The organism is Acidocella aminolytica 101 = DSM 11237 (assembly GCF_900129125.1).
GTDB classification, from domain to species: Bacteria; Pseudomonadota; Alphaproteobacteria; order Acetobacterales; family Acetobacteraceae; genus Acidocella; species Acidocella aminolytica.
The window spans coordinates 28,255-51,873 of the sequence record NZ_FQVJ01000008.1 but is presented as its reverse complement, the minus strand read 5'-3'; the positions used below and the strand labels follow the sequence as shown (position 1 = coordinate 51,873).

At 62.0% G+C, this 23,619-nt stretch carries 24 protein-coding genes; 6 read left to right on the top strand and 18 right to left on the bottom strand.

What is annotated here, in order from left to right:
• Positions 1-102 precede the first annotated feature (102 nt).
• Genes BUB54_RS06110 through BUB54_RS06100 form a run of 3 tightly spaced genes read left to right on the top strand, consistent with a single transcriptional unit; the run spans position 103 to position 3,036 of the window.
• Positions 103-1,356 carry a nucleotidyltransferase domain-containing protein gene (locus BUB54_RS06110; protein WP_048877247.1) on the top strand — a complete coding sequence of 418 codons (1,254 nt, stop codon included), beginning with the start codon at positions 103-105 and terminating at the stop codon, positions 1,354-1,356.
• A complete protein-coding gene (locus BUB54_RS06105; protein ID WP_048877246.1) occupies positions 1,344-1,979 on the top strand; it encodes a hypothetical protein in 636 nt (211 codons plus the stop codon). The genes BUB54_RS06110 and BUB54_RS06105 overlap by 13 nt, the downstream gene beginning before the upstream one ends.
• 22 nt (positions 1,980-2,001) lie before the next feature.
• Positions 2,002-3,036, top strand: coding sequence for a CBASS cGAMP-activated phospholipase (locus BUB54_RS06100; protein ID WP_048877245.1), 1,035 nt, complete (start codon positions 2,002-2,004; stop codon positions 3,034-3,036).
• A 247-nt stretch (positions 3,037-3,283) separates the two neighbouring features.
• Here the strand turns inward: BUB54_RS06100 and BUB54_RS06095 are convergent, their stop codons facing one another.
• Positions 3,284-3,958: an RES family NAD+ phosphorylase gene (locus tag BUB54_RS06095; protein WP_048877244.1), complete on the bottom strand. Its 675-nt coding sequence runs from the start codon at positions 3,956-3,958 to the stop codon at positions 3,284-3,286.
• The gene (locus BUB54_RS06090; RefSeq protein WP_082075551.1) at positions 3,958-4,677 is read right to left on the bottom strand and encodes a hypothetical protein; all 720 of its coding nucleotides are present in this window, start codon (positions 4,675-4,677) and stop codon (positions 3,958-3,960) included. Before BUB54_RS06090 ends, BUB54_RS06095 begins: the two co-directional genes overlap by 1 nt.
• A gap of 1,143 nt (positions 4,678-5,820) precedes the next feature.
• Here BUB54_RS06090 and BUB54_RS06080 point away from each other — a divergent pair.
• Positions 5,821-6,444, top strand: a complete 624-nt coding sequence (locus tag BUB54_RS06080; RefSeq protein ID WP_048877281.1) for a CPBP family intramembrane glutamic endopeptidase — start codon at positions 5,821-5,823, stop codon at positions 6,442-6,444.
• On the opposite strand, the gene hpnK is transcribed toward BUB54_RS06080, so the two are convergent.
• Genes hpnK through BUB54_RS06060 form a run of 4 tightly spaced genes read right to left on the bottom strand, consistent with a single transcriptional unit; the run spans position 6,441 to position 8,717 of the window.
• Positions 6,441-7,220 (bottom strand): hopanoid biosynthesis-associated protein HpnK, encoded by a 780-nt coding sequence (gene hpnK, locus BUB54_RS06075; RefSeq protein ID WP_048877242.1) that lies wholly within the window; start codon positions 7,218-7,220, stop codon positions 6,441-6,443. The genes BUB54_RS06080 and hpnK overlap by 4 nt on opposite strands.
• 3 nt (positions 7,221-7,223) lie before the next feature.
• Entirely contained in the window at positions 7,224-7,685 is a 462-nt protein-coding gene (locus BUB54_RS06070; RefSeq protein WP_048877241.1) for a DUF1178 family protein, read from the bottom strand.
• The gene (gene grxC, locus BUB54_RS06065) at positions 7,682-7,939 is read right to left on the bottom strand and encodes a glutaredoxin 3 (RefSeq protein ID WP_048877240.1); all 258 of its coding nucleotides are present in this window, start codon (positions 7,937-7,939) and stop codon (positions 7,682-7,684) included. Before grxC ends, BUB54_RS06070 begins: the two co-directional genes overlap by 4 nt.
• 43 nt (positions 7,940-7,982) lie before the next feature.
• Positions 7,983-8,717, bottom strand: a complete 735-nt coding sequence (locus BUB54_RS06060; protein WP_048877239.1) for a ComF family protein — start codon at positions 8,715-8,717, stop codon at positions 7,983-7,985.
• Between BUB54_RS06060 and BUB54_RS06055 the strand changes: the two genes are divergently transcribed.
• The gene (locus BUB54_RS06055; protein ID WP_048877238.1) at positions 8,718-9,494 is read left to right on the top strand and encodes a class I SAM-dependent DNA methyltransferase; all 777 of its coding nucleotides are present in this window, start codon (positions 8,718-8,720) and stop codon (positions 9,492-9,494) included.
• Here BUB54_RS06055 and BUB54_RS21775 read toward each other — a convergent pair.
• From BUB54_RS21775 to BUB54_RS06035, 5 genes are all read right to left on the bottom strand, one after another.
• Positions 9,489-9,665 carry a JAB domain-containing protein gene (locus tag BUB54_RS21775; protein ID WP_342351558.1) on the bottom strand — a complete coding sequence of 59 codons (177 nt, stop codon included), beginning with the start codon at positions 9,663-9,665 and terminating at the stop codon, positions 9,489-9,491. The two genes, BUB54_RS06055 and BUB54_RS21775, sit on opposite strands and share 6 nt — an antisense overlap.
• On the bottom strand, positions 9,643-10,230 hold the full coding sequence (locus BUB54_RS21770; RefSeq protein ID WP_264797898.1) for a JAB domain-containing protein: 588 nt from the start codon (positions 10,228-10,230) through the stop codon (positions 9,643-9,645). Before BUB54_RS21770 ends, BUB54_RS21775 begins: the two co-directional genes overlap by 23 nt.
• Before the next feature lie 86 nt (positions 10,231-10,316).
• Positions 10,317-13,376 carry an efflux RND transporter permease subunit gene (locus BUB54_RS06045; RefSeq protein WP_048877237.1) on the bottom strand — a complete coding sequence of 1,020 codons (3,060 nt, stop codon included), beginning with the start codon at positions 13,374-13,376 and terminating at the stop codon, positions 10,317-10,319.
• A gap of 7 nt (positions 13,377-13,383) precedes the next feature.
• Positions 13,384-14,529 carry an efflux RND transporter periplasmic adaptor subunit gene (locus tag BUB54_RS06040; protein ID WP_048877236.1) on the bottom strand — a complete coding sequence of 382 codons (1,146 nt, stop codon included), beginning with the start codon at positions 14,527-14,529 and terminating at the stop codon, positions 13,384-13,386.
• A gap of 13 nt (positions 14,530-14,542) precedes the next feature.
• Complete coding sequence (locus BUB54_RS06035) at positions 14,543-16,039, bottom strand: efflux transporter outer membrane subunit (protein WP_048877235.1); 1,497 nt, start codon at positions 16,037-16,039, stop codon at positions 14,543-14,545.
• 106 nt (positions 16,040-16,145) lie between these two features.
• Between BUB54_RS06035 and BUB54_RS06030 the strand changes: the two genes are divergently transcribed.
• Positions 16,146-16,814 carry a TetR/AcrR family transcriptional regulator gene (locus tag BUB54_RS06030; protein ID WP_082075549.1) on the top strand — a complete coding sequence of 223 codons (669 nt, stop codon included), beginning with the start codon at positions 16,146-16,148 and terminating at the stop codon, positions 16,812-16,814.
• Here the strand turns inward: BUB54_RS06030 and moaA are convergent.
• From moaA to BUB54_RS05995, 7 genes are all read right to left on the bottom strand, one after another.
• Positions 16,765-17,736 carry a GTP 3',8-cyclase MoaA gene (gene moaA, locus BUB54_RS06025; RefSeq protein WP_048877233.1) on the bottom strand — a complete coding sequence of 324 codons (972 nt, stop codon included), beginning with the start codon at positions 17,734-17,736 and terminating at the stop codon, positions 16,765-16,767. The genes BUB54_RS06030 and moaA overlap by 50 nt on opposite strands.
• Positions 17,737-17,804: 68 nt before the next feature.
• Positions 17,805-17,981, bottom strand: coding sequence for a DUF3553 domain-containing protein (locus BUB54_RS21410; RefSeq protein WP_241869280.1), 177 nt, complete (start codon positions 17,979-17,981; stop codon positions 17,805-17,807).
• A complete protein-coding gene (locus tag BUB54_RS06015) occupies positions 17,968-18,615 on the bottom strand; it encodes an RluA family pseudouridine synthase (protein WP_241869279.1) in 648 nt (215 codons plus the stop codon). Before BUB54_RS06015 ends, BUB54_RS21410 begins: the two co-directional genes overlap by 14 nt.
• Positions 18,608-19,204, bottom strand: coding sequence for a GNAT family N-acetyltransferase (locus BUB54_RS06010; protein ID WP_175556472.1), 597 nt, complete (start codon positions 19,202-19,204; stop codon positions 18,608-18,610). The genes BUB54_RS06015 and BUB54_RS06010 overlap by 8 nt, the downstream gene beginning before the upstream one ends.
• Before the next feature lie 77 nt (positions 19,205-19,281).
• Positions 19,282-21,198: an RNA polymerase sigma factor RpoD gene (gene rpoD, locus BUB54_RS06005; RefSeq protein ID WP_048877232.1), complete on the bottom strand. Its 1,917-nt coding sequence runs from the start codon at positions 21,196-21,198 to the stop codon at positions 19,282-19,284.
• A 79-nt stretch (positions 21,199-21,277) separates the two neighbouring features.
• A complete protein-coding gene (gene dnaG, locus BUB54_RS06000; protein WP_048877231.1) occupies positions 21,278-23,092 on the bottom strand; it encodes a DNA primase in 1,815 nt (604 codons plus the stop codon).
• Positions 23,093-23,551: a GatB/YqeY domain-containing protein gene (locus BUB54_RS05995; RefSeq protein WP_175556471.1), complete on the bottom strand. Its 459-nt coding sequence runs from the start codon at positions 23,549-23,551 to the stop codon at positions 23,093-23,095. It lies immediately after the preceding gene.
• Positions 23,552-23,619 lie beyond the last annotated feature (68 nt).

Genomic DNA, 23,619 nt, shown 5'->3' with positions numbered 1-23,619 from the left:
TGACGGAACCACCACAATCCCCTATGGTTTATCGACGTGTTCGGGGCGGCCGTCAAACGGCGCCGGCAGCAATCCCGAAATGCCGGCCTGAAGGACCCCTCCATGAACGCACTCACCCGCGATAGTTCCAATCACATTCTCGACGAAGGCGACGTTCTGCTGGCCGATGTCGCCGTCCGTATCCAGCTGCCGCCTTCGAGCTACGCTATCGCCGAAGGACGCTACAACACGCTGGCGAACTGGATCGAGCGCGACGGAAGCCCCCTGCAGGGGCTTGTCGGGCTGGTCTATGGCCAGGGCGGCGTGGCCACCGGCTCCGTCGTGGCAAACCGCGCATCGAACGACGAGTACGACGTCGACGCGATAATCGGCCTGAGTATCCAGCCCAACTCCGACCCGCAGCTGGTGCTCGACACGCTCTACGACAGCGTCCGCGGCGAGCCAGGATCTCGGTACTACAACGTCACCACGCGCTGCACCCGCTGCGTGCAAGTCGCCTACGCCGACAGCATGCACGTCGACCTCACCCCCGCCGTCCTACTGCAGGGCCGTCCGGACCGGGAGAGCATTATCTTCCACCACCGGGCCGAGACGCCGCACATCGCCGGGCGGCACATCATCGCCAACCCCTATGGCTTTGCCGATTGGTTCAAGGCCAATACGCCGCCGGAGCCCCTCTTCGGCCAGGTCTTCGGGGGGTACATCGTGATGGACCGTGCGCTAGAGAAGGCGCAGACAGAGCCGCTGCCCGACCAGCTCAAGCCGCACGAAACCTCGCGCGCCCTGCTGAGCCTCCAGCTGACCAAGCGCTTCCGCAACTTACGCTACAATGACCGCGACCACCGCTGCCCGCCCAGCGTCCTGCTATGCCGTCTGATCGCCGAGCATAAGGTGTTCAAGTCCGGCTTCGCGGTCGCTCTCTTGTCCCACGTCACCTACATCCGCGACGAGTTCAGGGCCGCGCAGCAAGCCAAACAGCTGTACTACGCGGTCAACCCAGTGTGCCCTACCGACGTCCTGACCGACCGCTGGCCTGGGTCGCTGGCTGACCAGGGCCTCTGGTGCCGCGACCTGAACCACTACGTCGACCAGTTGACGGTCTACGTCCACGGCTCGCCGACGCTGGCCCAACGTCAGGCGATCTTGGCGGATCTGTTCGGCGAGCAAGCCGCGCGGTCGGCGGTGCGGGACTTCGCGGACCGCATGGGCAAGGACAAGGAGGCCGGTCGCAGCCGGTACACGCCGGGGACTGGCCGCCTGGTAGTGCCGGCCGCGCCGGCCCTGCTGGCGCCGACCCGCGGCCGGACCGAGCCGCGCACCAACTACTTCGGCGGAGACGCCTGGTGGCGGACCTAAGCAACGCCCAGCAGGACGCGCTGATCCGGGCGAGATGGCCCGGCTTCAGGACCGTAATGGCCGGGAAACGGCTGGCAATCTGGCGGGGGGCGATCCAAGGGCTGTCCCACCGCTATGAGGTGAAGGTCGTCTATGCCCGGAACCGGCGCGGTGATCCCTTCCGCTATAACTACGCCTGGTTCCCCGAGGTGACCGTGCTCGACCCGCCGCTATGCGCGCGGGCCGATGACCCGCTCGATCCTATCCCCCACGTCTACAACGACCCAACCAGCGGTCAGCCGATCCTGTGCCTCTTCGACCCGCGAGACCACGGTTGGTCGCGCGATCAGGCTATCGCCGACACCATCCTGGTCTGGACCGCCAGCTGGTTGCGCTTCTACGAGGCCTGGCACGCGACGGGGGTGTGGACCGGCGGTAGCGCGCCGCATGGCCCCCAGGCCTTGCCTCAGTCAGACCGAGCCGACGACAATATCCTGCCGCCCTCGGGGACGCCATCTCGCAGGCGGCAGGTGCTGTTCACCACTGCCTCCGAGGAAGCGCTGCGGCTCGGACTGGCGGACCCCGATCTCGGCGCTTGGTCGCGACCGGCCAGGGCGTCATCACAACTCGCCGAGGCCGCATGAAGACGCCCACTGGAGAACCCGCGTGAACTATATCCCCCCCCGACGCTCGGACGGCACGATCCAGCAAGCACGGGTCAAGCAGCCCTGGCCTGAAGGGCGACCTTTTCGCATTCTGTCCATCGACGGGGGCGGGATCAAGGGCGTGTTCCCGGCGGCATACCTGGCTGAAATCGAGCGCCGTTTCCTTCAAGGTCGCTCGATCGCCGACCACTTCGATATGATCGCCGGCACCTCCACTGGCGGCATCATCGCCCTGGCGCTTGCACATGGGATGACGGCGCAGCAGGCGTTGCAGATCTACACCGAACGCGGCGAGAAGATATTTCCGACCCTCAAAGGATGGCGCAAGTGGCTCCGGCTCGCGCGGTGGTGGTCCAAGCCCAAACACAACCAGGAAGTCTTGAGGGCGGAGCTTCTGGCTGTGTTCGGCGACAAGGTCCTGGACGACGCGGCGAAGCGGTTGGTCATCCCGAGCTTCGAGGGCCTGCACGGTGAGCCCTTCATCTACAAGACCCCGCACCACCCCGACTACCAGAAGGACCGACACAAGAAGTTCGCCCACGTCGCCCTGCACACCACGGCGGCACCGTCCTACTACCCGGCGGTCGACGACGACGGCTACGTCATGCTCGACGGCGGCATCTGGGCGAACAACCCAGTCATGAATGCGCTCGTGGATGCGCTTGCCTGCTACGACGTCCCCCGCGAGAACATACGAATCCTCACTCTCGGCACGGGCGAGGCGACCTTCACCGTCGACAAGCACGCGCAGGTTGGCGGGGCGGGCCAGTGGGCGTTTATGCGGGCGTTCAAAGCGGCTGGCCGAGCCCAGTCCAAAAACGCACTCGGCCAAGCCTTCCTGATGGTCGGCAAGAACAACGTGTTGCGCATCGATCCTCCGGAGTCCGCTACCCCCATCGCGCTCGACGACACAGCCCGCGCCCTTCAGGAACTGCCGCTGGTCGCCCGGAGCCTAGTGGAAGGCTCTGGGCATCATGTGCAGGCGATGTTCCTGGGCGACAGCGCCGCCGCATTTATACGTTGCCCCCTGGCCTGACGGCGAGCGTTGGCTACCGCTCGGGACCTCAGAAGGGGCGGAGCCAGCAGCTACCTCGCCGTGCGGCAAACGTCCATTTTTTGGGGCGTTCCCGCGGTCTACTCAGAGTGCGAAGCGGTCACCAGCGATGCGCTGTGGCAATGTCGGCTTCGGCGAGCGTGGCTAACACGGCGAAGTGCCCTGGTTGGGCGTTCAGCTTAGCGATGAGTCAGTCAGCCGGCTGTGGCTATTGCCGCTGCCGCAATGATCAAACATCATCGTAGTCAATCGACAAGCTTTGAGCGAGTTCACGTATCTCGTCATGGCAGGGGGCGTCTGCGACCGACCGAGTGTCAACTGGCTTCAGGATGTCGGCTCCGACACGGTCACCAAACAGCAGGATCGCAAAGTCGGGACCGAACTGGACCGAGCTATAATAGACACCGTGCGCACTTGGACAGTTGGCATGGATGCGCTCCGCCCAGGCACGAGTCACTGGATAGGTGCTTCGTGGCCCGGCTAGGAGGGCATTGTGGTTGACACCGATCTTGCGCTGCCCGGCGTTGGTGAGATCGACAAGGTTCAGGGCCGCCGTAGTTACGACGACGCTATGCTGATAAGCCTTGAAGTCGGTGGGATATACGATGTGAAAGGTCGGTAGGCTGGTTTTCGGGTCGGTGAGCGGCACATCGGGGCAGCGCAAGATGATCTCGCAAGTGGCGCAGGCGAAGCTTTTTGCCGCATAGATAGTTGGGATGATCGCTCCCCCGGCATCGCTAATCGGCGAGAAGCGCGCGTCGCCAGCAGCTGTGGGATTGAACTGCGTTGCCTGATAGGCATCAGGATGAATGCGATGCAGTTCAGTGTCCTTAGGGAGCGTAATATAGCCTTCCCTCCCGACCCGCATCATGGACGGGTCGGGAATTGTCAGACTGAAGTGCATCAACCATGCTCTGCGGGTACGATCGCCCGCTGGAATGCGGCAATCACCCCCGCCTCCTCTTCACCAAGCCGCTCGGCAGGTGAGGCCCCGAAATCGAGATGTGGCCGCGTCAGCCAGTGCAACAGGCGAAAATCGCTCCATATGTCGGGCTTCAACGCGATCAGTTTTGCCATGGCGGGGAAGATGCGACGTCCCTCAATGTCGAACTGGAACAGCGGATACGCGGCACGGCCTTCGACCGTAAAGCGCAGGATTTCTCGCTTCTCCTCCTTACGTTTCATCGTGGCGGAGGGATTGCTCCCCGATAGACCCAGCAACTCGCATGCCTGGGTCTGGTCGACCATCGACGTGCCCGCGAGGATCTTCTCCTGAAGCCGCGCGCGGTTGAGTGCGGTCTGCAGCGCCGAGTCAGCACCTTTCGCCAGACTTTCGCGAAGCATGATGCGATAGGCGTCAACCAGCTTGTCAATCTCGCTGGAGAAGCGCTGGCTGAACACAGCGACGAAAGCCGCTTTCATGACCTCTTGCACGGCGTCGGGCATCTTGCCACGGATTTTTTTAGTTCCGACGGGCGCTCTGCTCGGTGCAGCTGCGGCTTCAACAATTGTACGCCACTTATCCACGTCAACAGGGTTGGCCTCGATGCTAACGTTTATATAGACTGAGTCGGCCGTCTGGGCGGCTGCAGCGATGTCGTCAGACGTGTAGAACGTGTGCATGCCATGCGGGCCACGAGGTTTCCGGCCAGTTTCCATCGGGGTTAAAGGTGTCGCAAGCATTGCGGTATCCTAGTTTTGATACGTACCTTTTAGCATATAGCGGATATAATGCCGAATTGCTAGTCTGGTTAATGGCTAAATTTAGGCTAATTGCGAGAGGCGCTGAATGACCAACCAGGGAGCTCAGTCGCCTCTAGATCGCAAAGCCTTATGGCCATTGGAGTGTCTGCTTCTGGGCGGGCTTTTGTAGCCTCTCAAAGTCCGGAAAGGGCGCAGAGCCGCCGAGGACTCTAGCGCAGAACGAGGCGCCAAGATGCGCCAAATCAATCCTTCAGCGCCCAAGCCCTCAGCGCGACTCGCCCCTGAAAGCCTGGCGCGCCCAAATCCTCGAAAACGATGGCTATTTCCTCTTTGGCGACACCCAAAACTGAAAATTCACAGCAAAAACAAGGCCTTGCCGAATCGGTCAAATGATGCCGAAAGCGTACAGAAGCCGTCAAAACTTACACATTATCTTACACACAAAAACAAATAAGGATATTTTTACGAATTATATCAACAAGTTATTTTATGACGCACCGGACTTAAAAAATATTGCTCGGCATTAGTGGCGGAATACGTGTACTCGCTGCGGTACGTCAACGAGGCCGGCAAGGGGGGCTACAATTATGTCGGGGAACGCAAGGCGCCGTACCGCTTCACCGACCTAGCGTTTCTGAACGCGGATTTTGGACCCATTCAGGAGATTGCCCGGCGCGTTGACCGCGACGCGAAAGCCTCGCATCGTCACATGCAGGCGCTACTGATTGCCGGCGCGTGGTCTTTCCCTATGATGCGGTGCACGTCGACTTTACCTTGTGAAAGGTGGCCTGATGAGCAAGAAATCTACCAGACGGCTTTCACAGATCATTCACAGGTTCATTTCGTTCAAAAACAATCACGGAAACAACAATGCCTTGCAAAGCTTCCAGTCCTCAAAAGCAGGATCGGCTTCTCCGGAAGAAAGGGGGTTCGATACGGACGGTGCGCCTAATGGCCAAGCAAGCCACCCAATTTTTTTCACAGATCGTTCACAGATTATTTTTGTTAAAAATAATCCAGCAAAAACAATGCGTTACAAAACTTCCAGTTCTCCAAGCGCTAATGCGCTCCGAAAAACCCGGCTCCGGCCGGGTTTTTTTATGGGCGGAATATCTGGCCCTGTTCGGGCTGGGGCCGCTGCTTATTCTTTTTCTTCGCCAACCGGGCATTTTGTTTCTGGTGTTGTGGGGCGGCGGGCTCGCCTGCTGGGCCGCCAGCCGTGCCGCCCCGCGCGGGGCCGCAACCGGAATCGGGCGCATCCTCAGCCGCTTCATGCTGTTCGGCACGATTCTCACTCTTACAGTCTGGGGGGTGACACCTGATCTCTTTCTTGCCTTACCGCTGCACCGCCCACGCCTATGGGCGCTGATCATGCTGCTTTACCCGCTGCTTTCCGTCTGGCCGCAGGAGATTATCTTCCGCCGCTTCCTGTTCCAGCGCTATGAACGCTTATTCGGAACCCGAATAACCAGCGCCTCGGCCATCGCGTTCGGCTATGCCCATATCATCTTCCTCAACCCCGTCGCCGTGCTACTGACTCTGGCGGGCGGGTGGCTGTTCGCCAGCACCTATGCCCGCACTTTTTCCCTGAAATGCACGGGACTGGAGCACGCGCTTTACGGTTGTTTGGTCTTTACCATCGGGCTCGGTCAATATTTTTATACTGGCGCCGCCTGGGGGCATTAGGGGGCATTCAGCAGCGCCTCGAACTCCACCACATGCTCGTAATCAGGCATCAGCTTCACCAAAGCCGCGTCGCGGCGGGTGGCGGGGTGAGTGTAAATTTCCGTGCGCCCGTCCGGCAACAAAGGCAGCAAGCGCTCGATTTTCTCGCGGGTCATGTGCCCCGACCATTTGAGGCCGAAAACCTGGTCCGGTACCTCCAGCCCGCGCGCCTGCCAGCGCAGCAGCTTCGTCCAGCCATAAAGGGCGCGATCTCCGGCACTGATTTTCTCGCCCAACGCCGCCATAATGGCGGGCGGTTCGGCGGGCACGCGCAAGCGCTTCAGCCCATAGCGCTTGCCGACCTCGATCATCATGCGCGCGATGGTGGGGTGCAGCAGGAAATGCTTATGTGCATCGGCATGGTGCAGTTCCAGCCCGGTGGCGGCAAACGCGGCGAATTGCGCCTCGATCTCCGTCCGCAGTTCCCGCCGCGCCGCCGGAGAAAAGAAATAGCGCACGCCAAGAGCGGCCTGGTTGGTGGAAAATCGTCCATCCAGCCCGGTAATATGCGGCAGGCGGGCATGGCCCAGCCGTGAATCGCCATCCACCAGCACCAGATGCAGCCCTACCTTCAAGCCTGGCAGCATTTTGGCGCGGCGCACGGCGTCCGCCGAGGCCGGGGCAGCGACCATCAGGCTCGCCTGGGTCAGGCGGCCTTCAAGATGAGAACGCTCCACGGCCTCGTTGACGGACTCTGTCAGACCGAAATCATCGGCGGAGAAAATAATCTCGCGCACGGATCAGCTATCGTTACGCGGCACCCAGGGGATGCGGGCAAAAGCGATGCCGTCATCGGCCAGGGCTTCGGCATCTTCATCGGAACTTTCGCCGTAAATGCCGCGCGGAGGAGCTTCGCCATGATGGATCCGACGCGCTTCCTCAGCGAAATCCGGGCCGACATAGTCGCAATTCTTCTCCACCTCTTCCCGGAGCTTCTGCAAGGCGGCCCGCACGGAGTCCGGGATGGCGCCGCCCGCCGCCTGGGGTACCGCCGGGGCGGCCTGAGAGGGCTCGGTTGCCACCACCAGTTCGCGCCCCTTGCGGGGAATGGCGGGGGCCATCAAAGCGCGGGAGACATCCATACTGCCGCAGGACGGGCATGCAACCAGCCCCGAGGCCACCTGGACCTCAAATCCCTCACTGTTTTTAAACCAGCCATCGAATTCATGGCCGGCCTCACAACGGAGCTGATAGTGGATCATGGTGTTAAAAGCGGCTCCAGCTTGCCGACGCGCTCCAGCGCCAGCAGGTCATCGCAACCGCCCACATGGTGCTGGCCGATAAAAATCTGCGGCACGGTGGTGCGCCCGCCAGACCGGCTGATGGCTTCCGTCCGCGCGGCCGTTCCGTGCGGCGCGCTGATCTCGTTGAATTTCAAGCCCTTTTGCTCAAGCAACGCCACGGCGCGCGCGCAATAAGGGCAATACGGCTGGGTGTAGATATCAATATCAGGCATTTCCCAACCAATTAGCCCAGAGACTGCCGAATGCAAGGTTAATCTATTGCAGACGCGGGTCAGCCACGCGAGCAACGGTGAGCACATCCACCCGCGCGGCGCCGCCCGCCCGCAGCGCCAGCGCGCATTGGTGCGCCGTGGCGCCGGTAGTCATAACATCGTCAATCACCAGCACGCGCTTGCCCTGCACATCCATGCCTTGTTTCATGACGATGGACCCGGCCAACTCATCCCGGCGTTCCTGTTCACCCAGCCCTTCCAGCGGGCGGGTGCGGCGCTGACGGTATAGCGCATCCAGCCCCAGGGGACGACCGGTGAGCCGCGCCAGGGCGATCGCCAAAACCGCCGCCTGGTTATAACGCCGCTGGCGCAGCCGCGCGGCATGGAGCGGCACCGGCACCAGCAAATTGGCGGCTTGCAGCATGTTTTCACCCGGGCGGCGCATGAGCCGCGCCAGCCCGGCTGAGGCTTCGCTCTGGTCGCCATATTTCAGCGGCAAAATCATACGCCGGGCGGTGTCGTCATAATGCAGGGCGGAGCGGGCGATGGTGAAAGCCGGACGGAAAGACTCGCAGGCCCGGCAAAGCTGGGATGCATCCCCACCAGGGGCGGAAATGTTCAACGGCACGCCGCAGCAGGCGCAAAACGGCGCGGTGACGAAATTGGCACGGCGAAAGCAGTTCACGCACAGCTGCCCCTCGGCCTCAACCGGCTCGGCACAGACGAGACAAGAGGGCGGGAGAACGCTATCCAGAACCCAGCGTAAAAGGGGCTTCATGTGCAGAAAATCTTCGATTTTGACGCGTTGGTGAAACACCGGAACAGGGCGGCGCGCCGGATCGACCCTGTTCTGCCGGTTCTGGAGGACCTGACGGACCGCCTGCTCGACCGGCTTGATGACACGACAAGGCGCTTTACCCGCGCCCTGGATTTTGGCGGACGCGGGGCGCTGGCCCCTGCCCTGATGGCGCGCGGAATGTTGGTGGACAGCGCGGATTTCTCCGCCTCCATGGCCGCGCGGGCGGGGGGACGGGCATTGCCATTGGCCGCCCCCGATGATTTTGGGCTAGCGCCCGAGGCATATGACCTCATCGTCGCCCCGCTCTCTTTGCATGGGCTGGATGATTTGCCGGGCGCGCTCATCCAACTCCGCCGCGCTCTGAAGTCCGAGGGGCTGCTGCTGGCCAGCCTTCCGGTTCTGGGCACGCTGCATGAGCTGCGGCTTGCCTTGCTGGAGGTTGAGGAACAGCTCACCGGCCGGGTGAGCCCGCGTGTGGCGCCCTTCCCTGAATTGCGTGACTGCGCGGGGCTACTGCAACGCGCCGGGTTCACGCATCCGGTGGCGGATATCGAGGAGCTGGATTTTCTGTACGCCAACCCGCTGGCGATGCTGCATGAGCTGCGCGACGCGGGCGAGACCAATGCGCTGCTAGGCCGCAGCCGCACCATTCCACCTCGCGCTTTGTTTCCTGCCGCCCTGGCCACCTTACCGCAGCGTGAGGGTCGCACGGAGGTGAAATTACGCATGGCGATGCTCACCGGCTGGGCCTCATAACAGCCCGGCTTTACGGAAGCTGAGCCACCGCCCGTTGCCGACGATGATATGGTCGTGCAGCACCACGGAGAGCGCGCTGGCGACTTTCTTGATCTCCTGCGTCATCACAATGTCGTCATCAGACTGGCAGGAGCCACCGCTGGGATGATTATGCACGAGAATCAACGCCATGGAGTTCAGCTCCAACGCGCGCTTGACCACCTCTCGCGGGTAAACCGGCGTGTGGCTCACCCGTGCCGGTGGCCTGAGGCACGTCGGCCAGTAGGCGGTTGCGGTTGTCGAGGTAAAGAACCCTGAACTGCTCCACTTTTTCACGCACCAGCACGGCCTGGAGATATTCCATCAGCCGGTCCCAGTTGCTCAGCACCGGGCGATACAGAACCTCCGCCTTGGGCAGACGCTGGCCGGCGGCCTGCACCAGCTTGAGGGCGGAGACACCGGCTTCTCTCAACCCTTCCACGCCCAAAAAGTCGGAGACCGGGGCGGAGATGGCGTTGGCGTAGGAGCCAAACCGCGCCAGTAAGGCCCGCGCAATGGGTTTGATGTCCCGGCGCGGCAAGGCCAGGAACAGTGTCATTTCAATGAGTTCGTGATCGGCCAGCGCGTCCGGCCCGCCGGGGAGAGAACGCCCCCTGAGCCGTGCCCTGTGCACATCCGCGCCAACCGATAACGGGGCGGGCCGGATTTCGGGCGACAGCGCCTCCAACATCGTCATTTTGGCGAATCCTTGCGGCATGCGCGGCTTCCTCATGAAGCCTCAAACTGCCACAACCTTAAATAATTACAACCGAAATTTATTCAATTTTAATTGTACGACACCCCTCACCCGGGCTGGTTAGTTTCGCTCTTATGCTCCCCTGAGAGCAGCATATATACAGCCGGTACCACGAACAAAGTAAATAACGTTCCGATGGACAGACCTGTGGCGATCACCATGCCCATAGCGAAGCGCGAGGCCGCCCCAGCGCCGCTGGCGAAGATCAATGGCAGCACCCCCACCACCATGGCGGCGGTGGTCATGAGAATGGGGCGCAACCGGATATTGGCCGCGTATTCAATTGCCTCGCGTTTGGCCATGCCGCGCATCCGGGCCTCGTTCGCCACCTCGGTCATCAGGATGCCGTGTTTGGAGACCAGTCCCATCAGCGTCACCAGCCCCACATCCGTGTAAATATTCAGGCTCAGCCCGCCGACGCCGATATAAATGAAGGTCAGCGCCCCCGCGATGGACATGGGCACCGAGACCAGAATGATCAGCGGGTCGCGGAAGGAGTTGAACAAGGCCGCCAGCGCCAGGAAAATGATGATGAGCGCGAAGGCGAAAGTGAAGATGAAAGCGCTGCTGGTCTGCACGAACTGGCGCATCTGCCCGCCATAATCGACCGCGAAGTCAGGCGGGAGAATTTGCTTGGCTAGCTTCTGGAGAGTGTTCAGGGCATCCGCCTCAGAGACACCAGGGGCGACCACCCCTTGCAGCGTGGCCGAATTCTGCTGCTGAAAATGGTTGATCGTCTCCGGGATCACCTTGTTCTCAAGCTTGGCGATGGAGGAAAGCGGCACGTTGATGCCGTTGGCGGAGAGCACGTAATAATTATTCAGGTCCGAGACATTCAGCCGGGCCTTGCGCTCAGTCTGCGGAATGACTTTGTAGGAGCGGCCCTCCAGATCGAAATAATTGACATAGCCGCCGCCCAGCGCCTCACCCAGCGCGGCCCCGATGCTTCTCATATTCAGCCCCAGCGCGGCGGCCTTGTCACGGTCGATCACCACTGTGGTTTCGGGCTGGTCGATCTTCAGGTCGCTTTGCAGGAAGATGAACTTGCCGCTCTTCAGCGCCGCTTCCAGCAATTCCTGAGAATAGGGGTATAGGACGTTGAAGCTGCTTGTTGTTTTGACAACGAACTGTACCGGCAAACCAGATGCGCCGGGGAGCGGTGGCAGCGGGAAGGCAGCAACCTGCTGCCCTGCATCCACCTTATAGGCGTCGTTCTGCATCAGGGTTTGCAACAAGGTGGCCGGACGGCGTTCGCCCCAGGGTTTGAGTACCGCGCCCAGAATATCCGTGCCGGGCACGTCGATCTGGAAGGTGTGCGCGACGTCCGGGTATTTCAGGATGGAGGCGTTGAGATGCGTGTCCCACATTGCTTTCTGCGCCGTTGTCGCATCCGGGGCGGAGGTGGCGCTGAACAGGACGATGCCTTGGTCCTCCACCGGGGCCAACTCGCTCTTTGATCCAGCCGCCAGGAAATAGATGCTTCCCAGCACAATCACCGCGAAGGTGAGCGTGACTTTCCGGGTTTCCAGGCTGGCATGGAGCAGCCGGGTATAGACGCGATGCACCTTGGCAAAGGTGGCGTCGATGAAATTGATGAGCTTGCCTTCCCAGTTCGGCTGGGCGCGGTCCACATGCTTGAGGAAACGCGAACTGAGCATCGGCGTAAGCGTCAGGGCCACGATGGCGGAGATGGTCACCGCCCCCGCTAGGGTGAGCGCGAATTCAGTAAACAGCGCGCCTGTTAGGCCGGACTGGAAGGCGATGGGCACATACACGGCGATCAGCACCACCGTCATCGCCACGATCGGCCCGCCCAGCTCGGCGGCGGCCTCCCGCGCGGCCCGGATGGGACTTTCGCCCAGATCTAGATGGCGGTTGACGTTTTCGACCACGATGATCGCGTCATCCACCACCAGCCCGATGGCCAGCACCAGCGCCAACAAGGTCAGCAGATTGATGGAGAACCCGAAGGCCGCCATCATCGCGAAGGCACCGATGAGTGAGAGCGGGATCGCCACCACCGGAATCAGCACCGAGCGCGGCGTGCCCAGGAAGGCGAACACCACCAACGTCACGATCAGCAGGGCTTCCACCAGGGAGTCCACCACCTCGCGGATGGAGGCGTTCACGAATACGGTGGAGTCATAGACGATTTGTCCGGTGAGCCCGGTGGGCAGATTGGCCTGGATCGCCGGCATCTTAGCTTTGACCCCGGAGATGACGCTGAGCAGATTGGCAGAGGGCGCGACCTTGATGCCGACATAAACGCCCGGCTTGTTATCGAAGGTCACATGCTGCTCGTAACTATCCGCGCCCAGCTTCACGGTGGCGACATCGCGCAGGCGGATGATGGTGTTGTTCTGTTGCTTGATGATGAGCTGGCGGAACTGCTCCGGCGTGTGCAGGCCGGTGGAGGCATCCAGCGTGACCTGGGTCATCGTGCCTTTGGTGTTACCCAGGGCGGAGATGAAATCATTGGCCGCCAGCGCGTTCCAGACATCGGTGGGGGTGAGGCCATAGGCCGCCAGCCGGTCCGGCTTCAGCCAGATGCGCATGGCGTAATCCTGCCCGCCCAAAATCTCCGCCGTCTGTACACCAGGCACGGCCTGAAGCTGCGGCTGCACCACGCGGGTGATGTAGTCGGTGATCTGGTTGGCGTTCAGCTCCGAACTGCGGAAGCCGATATAAAGCGCATCCACATCGCGCCCCACGGCGAGGGTGAGCACCGGCTGCTCCGCGCCGGATGGCAGCTTGTTGAGCACCGAGTTCACCTGGGCGGAAATCTCGGTCAGCGCCTGATCCGGGTTGTAGTTCAGGATCAGGTTAATGGTGATGGTGGAAACGCCAATCTGGCTCGTCGAGGTCATGTAGTCGATGCCATTGACCTGGGCGACGGCGTGTTCGATCGGCGTGGTGATGAACCCGGCGATGGTGGCCGGAGACGCGCCGGGATAGGTGGTGGAAACCGTGATGGTGGCGTTTTCAGTCTCCGGGAATTGCTGCACCGGCAGGGAGATGACGGCGCGCAACCCCAGCACCAGAATCAGCACCGACACAGCGATGGAAAGCACCGGCCGGGAAATAAACAGATCGGTGAAGCGCTTCATGCCCGCCTCACTCGTTCGGCGGGTTGGGATTGGGGTTATTGCTCGGCTGGATGCTGTTGTTCACTGCCACGGGGGAACCGTTATGCAGCTTCACCTGCCCGGCGGTGACAACCTCCTCACCCGGTTTCACGCCGGTGAGCACCTGCACCTGATCGCCGCGCGTAGCCCCCAGTGTCACGAACACTTGCTTGGCGGAGAGCGCCTCATGGCCCTCCGCGTCCTTGCCGTGCATGACCAGATAAACCGTGTCGCCGTAGGAATTATAGCTGATGGCGGTTTGCGGCAGGGTGACGGCCTCTTGAGGGGCGCCGGTTTCCACAGACACGGTGGTGAACATGCCGGGCCGTAATTGCAGGCTTGGATTATGCAGTATCGCCCGCACGGCGATGGAGCGGGTGGAGCTGTCCACCGTAGCGCCGATGGCGGTGATCTTGGCTTTGTAGATCTGCCCCGGGTCGGCATCCACCCCGACATCTACCACCTGCCCCACATGCAGCCGCGCGACCTCCTGCTGCGGCAGGTAGAAATCCACGAAGAGCGGGTCGAGCTGTTCCAGCGTCACGATGGCCGTGCCCGGCTGGAGATATTCACCCAGATCCACCTGACGGATGCCAAGCCGGCCCGAAAAAGGCGCGCGCACCACTTTCTCGGCCATCAGCGCCTTTTGCGCGGCCACCTGGGCATTGGCGGCGTCCAGATTGGCGCGGTCGGTATCCAGTTGCGCCTTGGAGACGGCATCCACCGCAAACTGCTTCTGATCACGGGTGTAGGTGATGGCATCCAGCCGGGCCTGTGCCTCCAGCTGAGCCAGCACGGCGGGGTCGTTATTCGGGCGCAGGGTGAGCAGCACGTCGCCTTTTTCCACGTCCTGGCCGGACTGGAAATTGATGGTATCGACAATGCCTGCGACCTCGGCTGAGAGCGAGGCGCCGTTAATGGCCGTGAGCGAACCGACGGATTTGACCAATGGCTGCCAGGGCGTTTCCTGCGCCTTGATGGTGGCGACGGTCTGCACCTGATTGGCGAAGCTCTTGAGGAATTTCTCGATGAAGAAAGAGCGAAGCATACCCCAGCCGAACAGCCCGGCGAAAATCACCAGGACAATGATCAGCATGATCACCATACGTTTCGCGGTCTTGCCTGACTGGCTCATTCTCCGCCATCCCTCATGGAATTACCCCGCAGCATTGCACCGCCACGTCCTGCCGGTGCCACCAGCCGCCACCCAGCGCCTGATAGAGTGCCGCCGTGTCTGAAAGCCGCGCGGCACGGGCCTTCACCTCCGCGATCAGCGCGGTCTGATACGTAACCTCCGCCGTCAGCACGGCGGAGAAAGGCTGGCCACCCAGCCGGTATTGTGCCTCTGTCACCTGGAGGCTGTGCACCGCCGCGCGGCTGGCCGCCTGCGCCGCCGCCAGGGTGGAAGCGTCATATTCCAGAGCGGAGAGCGCGTCCGCGACATTCTGGAAGGCTGAAATCACCGTGGATTGATATTGCTCACCCGATGCCTGCAAAGCCGCCAGGGCCGCCTTGCGCTGGGCCTCTAGCGTGCCGCCTTCAAAGAGCGGCTGGGTAGCGCTGGCCACAAGATTCCACAGCAGGGTTTGAGGTGTGAACAGGCTGCTGGTGGAAATCGCCTCACGCCCCAACTGAGCGGATAGTGTGATTTGCGGCAGCATGTTCGCGTCCGCCACGCCGACATTGGCCGAGGCTTCATGCAGCTGCGCGGCTGCTGCCTGGATATCCGGGCGCTGCGCGACGATGGCCGATGGCAGGCTGACCGGAATGTCCTTGGGGAGTGTAAGGTCTTTCAGCGTGAAGCTGCTGAGATGGAAATTGCCGGGGAACCGCCCGGCATAAGCGGCCAGTTGGTTCTGTGCCTGTGCCAGTTGCGCCTGCAAGGGCGGCAAGGTGGCTTCCTGCTGGGCCAGTGTGGCCTGCTGTTGCAAGACCTGCGCCTGCGCCACGCCCCCCAGGCGCACCTGCTCCTGGAGAATGGTCAGCAGCTTGCGTTCATCGGCAATGAGCTTGCGCGTGGCCTCTATCTGCCCGTTCAGCGATGCCTCGTTCACCGCCGCCGTGACGATATTGGAGGTCAGGGTGAGATAAGAGGCTTCTAGCTGCCAGCGCTGATAATCCGCCTGCGCGGCGATGTTCTCAATCTGCCGCCGCTCCCCGCCGAACACGTCCAACGCGTAAGAAATGGACAGAGAGGTGCTGTGCAGCGTGTAAGCGGGGATTGAGGTTTTGCCGGTTGAGCCGAAGGCGGCTATGCCGGCGGTGGAATTTTTGTCTCGCTGGATGCCCGCCGAGGCGGAGAGCGTGGGCAGCAGCCCGCCTTGCGCGGCGCGCACATTCTCGCGCGCCTCCAGCAGCGTGGCCTGGGCGGCCTTGAGGCTGGGATTGTTCCGCAATGCACCCGCAATCAACGCATCAAGCTGGGGAGAGCGATAGAGATGCCACCAATCCCCAGTGATGTCCGCGCCGATCTGGAAATGCTGGGCCACGCCATCAGCCTTGACGGTTGCACCGGGCAGTGGGTTGGGGGTGAGGCTGACCTTGGGTGGCGCTGGGCGATGATAGTTCGGCCCCACGGCGCAGCTCGACAGAGCCACGGCCAAAGCCATAAGAGACGCCCAGGAGCGGAAACCAACGGGTTTCATATAGCCAGCTAAAAGCCTTTGCGTTATACGTCAAGCTTCATATTTTATGCCGTAAACTCTTAATGAAAACTTTGCGGTTTCCACAGCCCGGCCTTATAAGCCTGTCATGAAACAAGAGGGTTCCCCCCACACGCCTCCGCCTCGCCTGGAGGAGTTGATTGCCGCCGCGGAGACCGTCTTTCTGGCCAAGGGTTATCACGACGCCACCATGGCGGACATTGCCCGGCAGGCTGGCATGTCCAAACGCACGGTTTATACGCTGGTCAATTCAAAGGCGGAATTATTTGCCGAGTTGCTGGCCCATCGGCAGTCCATGCTGCGCTTTCCTGAACCGGAACCGGGCTGGAGCCTGGCTGACACGTTGCAGGCGCATCTGACCAGCTTAGCGCAGTTTTTGTTCGACCCGACGCAGCTTGCCATCACCCGGCTGGTGATTACAGAATATGCCCACAGCCCGGATTTCAGCCGGGCGTTTCTCGTAAACCGCGTGCGCAAGGCCAAGGCGCATCTGGAACACTGCCTGCTGGACATGGCGTTGACGCATGGCGCCAACCGGACGGAAGCGCGGGAACTGGCCGCCATGCTGTTTGGCATGGCGCTGGGGGAGTTTCATTTCAGTGCGCTGTCCGGTTTCCGCGCCTCCCCCAGCGCCAAGGCGCTGGAAGAGCGGATTAAACGCGCGGTGACGATTTTTCTGGCCGGGCTGTGCGCCGATCCTGGGGACGCTACCCCCCCGTCACAGACATGTGGCGCGGCACCGCCACCCGGCCAATAACGAAATCATGCCCTTTGGGCTTGGCGGCAATGCCCCGGTGAATCGCGGCATCCAGTGCCGTGTCGTCCTGGCTGGCACGCAGGGGTTTACGTAGATCCACCGCGTCCTCCTGCCCCAGGCACATATAAAGCGTGCCGGTGCAGGTGAGCCGCACGCGGTTGCAGGATTCGCAGAAATTATGGCTGAGCGGGGTAATGAAGCCCAGCCGCCGTCCGGTTTCCCCGACCGTGACATAACGCGCCGGGCCGCCCGTGGCGTAGTCACTGGAATGCAACGTCCAGCGCCCGGCGAGGTCCGCCTGGACTTTGATCAGTGGCAGATGCGTTTCCTCCCGATGCGTTACCTCGCCCATCGGCATGGTTTCGATCAGGCAGAGATCCAACCCTTCGCGCCCGCACCAGCGCAGCATGGTATCGAACTCTTCATCATTCACGCCCTTTAGCGCGACCATGTTGATCTTAATCGCCAGCCCCGCCGCCTGCGCGGCCTCAATGCCCGCCAGAACCTGCGCCAGTCGCCCCCAGCGGGTGACGCGGGCGAATTTGGCGTCGTCCAGTGTGTCCAGGCTGACATTGATGCGTTTGACCCCCGCCGCCGCCAGCCCTTGGGCGTGCTTGGCAAGCTGGGAGCCGTTGGTGGTGAGGGTCAGCTCCTCCAGCCCATTGCCGAGATATTGGCTCAGCCCTTCGATCAGGCTCATCACATTGCGCCGCACCAGCGGCTCGCCGCCGGTCAGGCGCAGCTTTTTAACCCCCAGCCGAATGAAGGCGGCGCAAAGCCGTTCTATCTCCTCAAGCGAGAGCAGATCGGCTTTCGGCAGAAAGGTCATGTCCTCTGCCATGCAATAGACGCAACGGAAGTCGCACCGGTCTGTTACCGAAACGCGTAGATAAGAGATTGTGCGGCCAAAGGGGTCGATCATGACGCTCTATTTCGGACCGGGCCGGCGTTTTTGCAATCTTATAAATCCCGTGCACGTGGGGAGCGGGTTTAATCCGGTTCGGTGGGTTCCAGCATGACCACGCTGGTATCCAAGAGAATTTTTCCCGCATGCTCGAAATTCACCGTCACCCGGTGGCCGATGGCGCTTTGCACCTGCCCCAGCCCCCAATCCGGCCGTTGCGGATGGCGGACATATTGGCCGGGCTCGAATTCAGACCGTTCCAAGACAAGTTTCCACGAAAGCTGACATATGCGGCGGCGGCGGGGCGGTGGCGGCAACCGGCGGCGCAAGCGGCAGGGCCAGATGCCGGGCCAGGAGACACATAGGCCCCGGACCGCCGCCATAAACCGGATCCGCCAGCACCGGATGTCCCAGATGCGCGGCATGGGCGCGGATTTGGTGGGTGCGGCCGGTGAGCAGCTTGAATTCCACCAGCGCATTGCCCGCGTGCGCCCCCAGCACCCGCCAGAACGTGCGCGCCGGTGCGCCCTGGGCTGAAACCGCCATGCGCCAGCGCCGCCCCTCGGTGAGTTTGGCCAGAGGGGCGTTGATCTCGCCCGCCTCCGCCGACGGTATGCCGCGCAGAATGGCCCAATAGAGCTTTTCCGCCCCGCCCGCCGCCATCAGCGCCTGGGCCTCCAGCAGAAATGTTTTCCGGCGTGCAATCAGCAGGCAGCCCGCCGTATCCTGGTCCAGACGGTGCGCCAGCCAGGGGCCGGTTTTGCCCCGCCGCCAGGATGGGAAAAAATCTTCAACCGACGTCCCACCCGCACGGCCGGGATAAGCTGGCAGCCCGGCGGGTTTATTCACCACCAGGGCGCGATTGTCCTGAAAGAGAATCCCAGGCGGTTCAGCCACGGAGATGGTCGGGGATGGTGAAGCCCAGCCGCACGGGGATGTCCCATTCCTCCTGGCCACGGCGATACTCCGTGAAACCCGCCGCGATGTAGTTAGGCAAGGCGCGCGGATGGTCGGCATTGCAGGTGTTCACGCTCATGCCGCGCAGGGCGGTGGCGCCTTCAAACACCGTATCCACCGCGTGATCCAGAAACGGCTTGCCCAGCCCGTGCCCAATGAAGCGCTCCCTCAATCCGAAATAATTAAGGTTCACATATGGCCAATGCCCGGCATCAAGCTCATAAAACCCAGCCAGTTCGCCATCCACCCGCAGCATGTGCAGCGAGACGGTGCTGCTGGCGAGGTGCTTTTCCAGTAGATGGTCCGGCATCACCCGGCGCAGCCACCAGAGCCAGGGGTGGCCGATTTCATCGTAAAGCCCGCGGTAAGCGGCGAGGTTCAGGCTCTCCCGCGTAACGGTGACACCCGGCGGCAATGTGGCCGGCGCGCGCTGGGGGCGGCTCATCATGCGCAGGAACACGACCGTGACGATAGCCCGCTCAGTCGGCTCGCCAGGGGCAGGACGTGCGTAATCTAAGATCTCAGGCATTCCTCCCCCGGCCTTAAAGTGCAGATGCTTTGGCCGCGCCCCATTTGGCGGAAAGCGGACGCGCCCGGAACCGTTGATCAGTCATCCAGGAAGCTGCGCAGCTTGCGGCTGCGCGAGGGATGCTTCAGCTTGCGCAGCGCCTTCGCCTCGATCTGACGGATACGCTCACGCGTGACGTTGAATTGCTGCCCCACCTCTTCCAGCGTGTGATCGGTGTTCATGCCGATGCCAAAGCGCATGCGCAGCACGCGTTCCTCACGCGGGGTAAGGGAGGAAAGCACGCGGGTTGCGGCCTCGCGCAGATTGGCGTGTACCGCTGCATCTAGCGGGATAATCGCGGCCTTGTCCTCGATGAAATCGCCCAGATGGCTGTCTTCCTCGTCACCGATCGGCGTTTCGAGGGAGATGGGCTCCTTGGCGATTTTGAGCACTTTTCGCACTTTCTCCAGCGGCATACCCAGCTTTTCGGCCAGTTCCTCGGGCGTCGGCTCACGGCCGATTTCGTGCAGCATCTGGCGGGAGGTGCGCACCAGCTTGTTGATCGTCTCGATCATATGCACCGGAATACGGATGGTGCGGGCCTGATCAGCGATGGAGCGGGTGATGGCCTGACGGATCCACCAGGTCGCATAGGTGCTGAACTTGTAGCCACGGCGGTACTCGAACTTATCCACCGCCTTCATGAGGCCGATATTGCCTTCCTGAATGAGATCCAGGAATTGCAGGCCGCGATTGGTGTATTTCTTGGCGATAGAGATCACGAGACGCAGATTGGCCTCGATCATCTCTTTCTTGGCACGGGTGCTGTCGCGCTCGCCGCGCGAGACGGTCATGTAGACGCGGCGGAACTCTTCAATCGGCAGCCCGGCCTCGGAGGCCACGCGGCCGATTTGCGTGCGCAGCTCATTGGCCTGGGTTTCGTGCTTACGCACAAACTCCTTCCAGCCCTTGCCCGGCAGCTCGGCCATCTGGGCCAGCCAATTCGGGTCCATCTCGTTGCCGCGATAGTGAGCTAGGAAGTCATCACGGCTGACCTTGGTGCTTTCAGCCAGACGCAGAAGTTGGCCTTCCAGGCCGTTCAGGCGCTGGTTGAGCACTTTGAGCTGAGCGACCAACTCCTCGATGCGGTTATTATGCAGCCGCACCTGCTCAACCTTGGCCACCAACTCATCGCGCAGCTTTTCGTAGGCCTTCTCGTTGCGGGCATTCACATCCTCGCCAGCTGTCAGGGTCTCGATACGCTTGGTCTGCATCTTCGAGAGCTTGTCGTAGAGCTTCTCGATCTCGTCGAAATTCTGGAAGATTTCGGGCTTCAGCTTCTCTTCCAAAGCGGAGAGGGACATGCCAGCACCTTCGCCGTCCTCGTCCTCATCCAACTCCTCGTTATTCTCGTTTTCGTTCTCGAAGCTGTCATCGGTCGGCTCAGCGCCGTTCTGCATGGCTTCCAGGTCGATCACGTCGCGCAGCAGCACGCGGCCATTATTCAGGGCCTCGTGCCAAGCGATGATGGCGCGGAAGGTGAGCGGGCTTTCGCACAAGCCCCGGATCATCATGTCCCGCCCGGCCTCGATGCGCTTGGCGATGGCGATTTCGCCCTCGCGGGAGAGCAGTTCCACCGTGCCCATCTCGCGCAGATACATGCGCACCGGGTCGTCCGTGCGGCTGACGGAGGCTTCGGAGACATTGCCCGCCTGCTCTTCTTCCTCGTTGGCCTCTTCCTTGGGCGCGGCGGCGGTCTCAGCCTCCTCGTTCTCCTCGGACTCGACCACCTGGATGCCCATTTCATTGAGCATCGCCATGATGTCTTCGATCTGTTCCGAGGAATTCTGCTCGGCGGGCAGGACGGCGTTCAGCTCATCAAAGGTGATGTAGCCGCGCTCCTTGCCCTTGGCGATCAGACGCTTGACGGCGCCGGATTGCGTGTCCAGGACGTTCGCGTCGGCCTCGGCCTCGGGGGCGGCGGTTTCCGTTGTGGCGGTCGGCTTGGTGGCCATGGTCAGATCAGGTCTCCGGTGTAAGCGGCTCGTATATTTTACAAGTCAATAGGTAGGCAATAATCAGGCGAATTTTGAGTCAGAATTCTTCTACCCCTGCAGCGCCGGAGCGGGCGCGCTCCAAAAGCTGGTTGTAACGGATCAACCGGTCACAGGCGGCGCGGTCTTGCGGGTTGGCGAGCCAAAAAGCCTGGGCTTCGTCACGCTGCATGCGCAACATGTCGATGCTGAAATCCATCAATTCATACAAGCTCCACCAGTTCCGGACGGCCTCCGCCGGGCTCGCATCCTGGGCCAAGCGAAACTCGACATTCGCCTGCGTTTGCAATGCGCGCGCCTGCTCACCCAACCCGAGGCTGCCGAGATGGGTGAACAGCGAGGCGCTGTCAAGGGTTTTAGCTTGGGAAACGAAGCCATGCAGCGCTTCACGCAAAGGCTCGTCCACATCCGGCAGGGTGACGCGGGCAAAAGCCTCCTCAACTTCCGGGATCAGCGCCGGAAACGCCAGCAGGATAGCCAGCATCAACCGGGCGCGGCGAACCTGAGCGGCGGAGGGGTCCGGGGCGGAGCGCGGCGGCAAGAGCACGGGCGGCGGGCTGGGAGTAAAGCGGCCTTTGGCAAAGCCGCGCCCCGCCGCTGGGCGCTGCCGGCCGGCAAAAAAACTATCCATCAACGCGGTGCGGTATTCGCCCGCCAGCATCTTGTCCGGGATGGAGTTGGCGGCGTCCGTGAGGCGCTGGCGGAAGCGCGCACGGCCTTCAGGGGTGGCGAGGTCCTGCCCGGCCTTCAGCATGTCGAACAACACTGCCGAGAGCGGCTGGGCCTTGACCAGTTCCGCCTCGAACGCCTGCTTGCCGCCGCGCTTGATAAGGCTGTCCGGGTCGTCCTTGGGGGGCAGGCGCAGGAGCTTCAGGGATTTTTCAGGGGTGAGCTGGGTCAGCGCTAGCTCGGCGGTTTTCAACGCCGCGCGCTGGCCCGCCATATCGCCATCGAAGCAAATGACCGGTTCGGGCGTCAGCTTCCAGATTTCCTCCAGATGCTCCTCGGTCAAGGAGGTGCCGAGCGGGGCCACCGCGCCGCCGAACCCGGCCTGGGACAGGGCAATGACATCCATATAGCCCTCAACCACGATCATCCGCGCGCCCTTGCGTACAGCCTCGCGCGCCAGATTGAGGCCGTAAAGCGAGCGGCGTTTGGAAAAGAGCGCGGTTTCCGGGCCGTTGACATATTTGGGCTGACCATCGCCCATGATGCGCCCGCCGAAGGAGATCAACGCCCCGCGCCGGTCGCGGATGGGGAACATCACCCGGCCGAAAAACATATCCGCAGATCCGCGCTCACCCTGCTTCATCAGCCCGGCTTCAATCAATTGGTCCGGCATGATGTTGTGGCCCCGCAAGGCGGCGGCCAGCTGGCCCCTGCCCTCGCCCGACCAGCCAAGCTGGAACCTGCGGATGGTGTCGTCAGCCAGCCCGCGCCGGCGCAGATAGTCCAGCGCCGCGCGGCCCTCCTGCCCCCAGAGCCAGAGCTGGTACTCCTTCAAGGCGGCTTCCAGCACTTCGGACAGGCTGGCGCGGCGGGCTTCGGCCTGGGCGGCCTGGGGGCTGGGTTTGGGCACGTCCAGCCCGGCCTGGGCGGCCAGGTCTTCCACCGCCTCCATGAAGGAGGCGCCGGTGGTTTTCATCACGAAGGTGATAACATCCCCATGCTCGCCGCAGCCGAAGCAATGGTAATGGTCGTCATATACATAAAAAGACGGCGTCTTTTCACCATGAAAGGGGCAGCAGCCCTTCCAGTCGCGGCTGGAACGGGACAGCTTCACGCTCCGCCCGATCACTGCGGCGATCGGGGTGCGTGCCCTCAACTCATCGAGAAAATTCGCCGGAAGCGCCATTTAGCCAGCCAAAGCCGCTTTCACCGCGGCGGAGGCCACGCTCATATCCAGCGCCGCGCCGTGCTTGGCCTTCAGTGCGCCGATGACCTTGCCCATTTCCTTCGCGCTGGTGGCGCCGGTGGCGGCGATGGCGTCCTGAATCGCGGCCTCAAGCGCCGCGCCTTCCAGCGTCTGGGGCAGAAATTCGGAGATCACGGCAATCTCGTGCTCCTCCTTCGCTGCCAGCTCCTCGCGCCCGCCCTGGAGGTACAATGCCACGGAATCCCGACGAGATTTGATCATGGACCGCAGCATGGCCAGAATTTCCTCATCTGGGATCTGATCCACGCCTTTCGGGCGGGCGGCAATGTCTGTGTCCTTCAGCTTGGCCTGGATCATGCGCAGGGTCGAGGTGCGCTCCGCATTGCGGGCGAGCATCGATTCCTTCACGGCGGCAGTCAGTTTTTCACGTAGGCTCACTATCAACTCTCCATTCCGGAAAAAATTTCCGCCTCCCATATAGTTTGATTGAGGCCGGAGTAAAATTC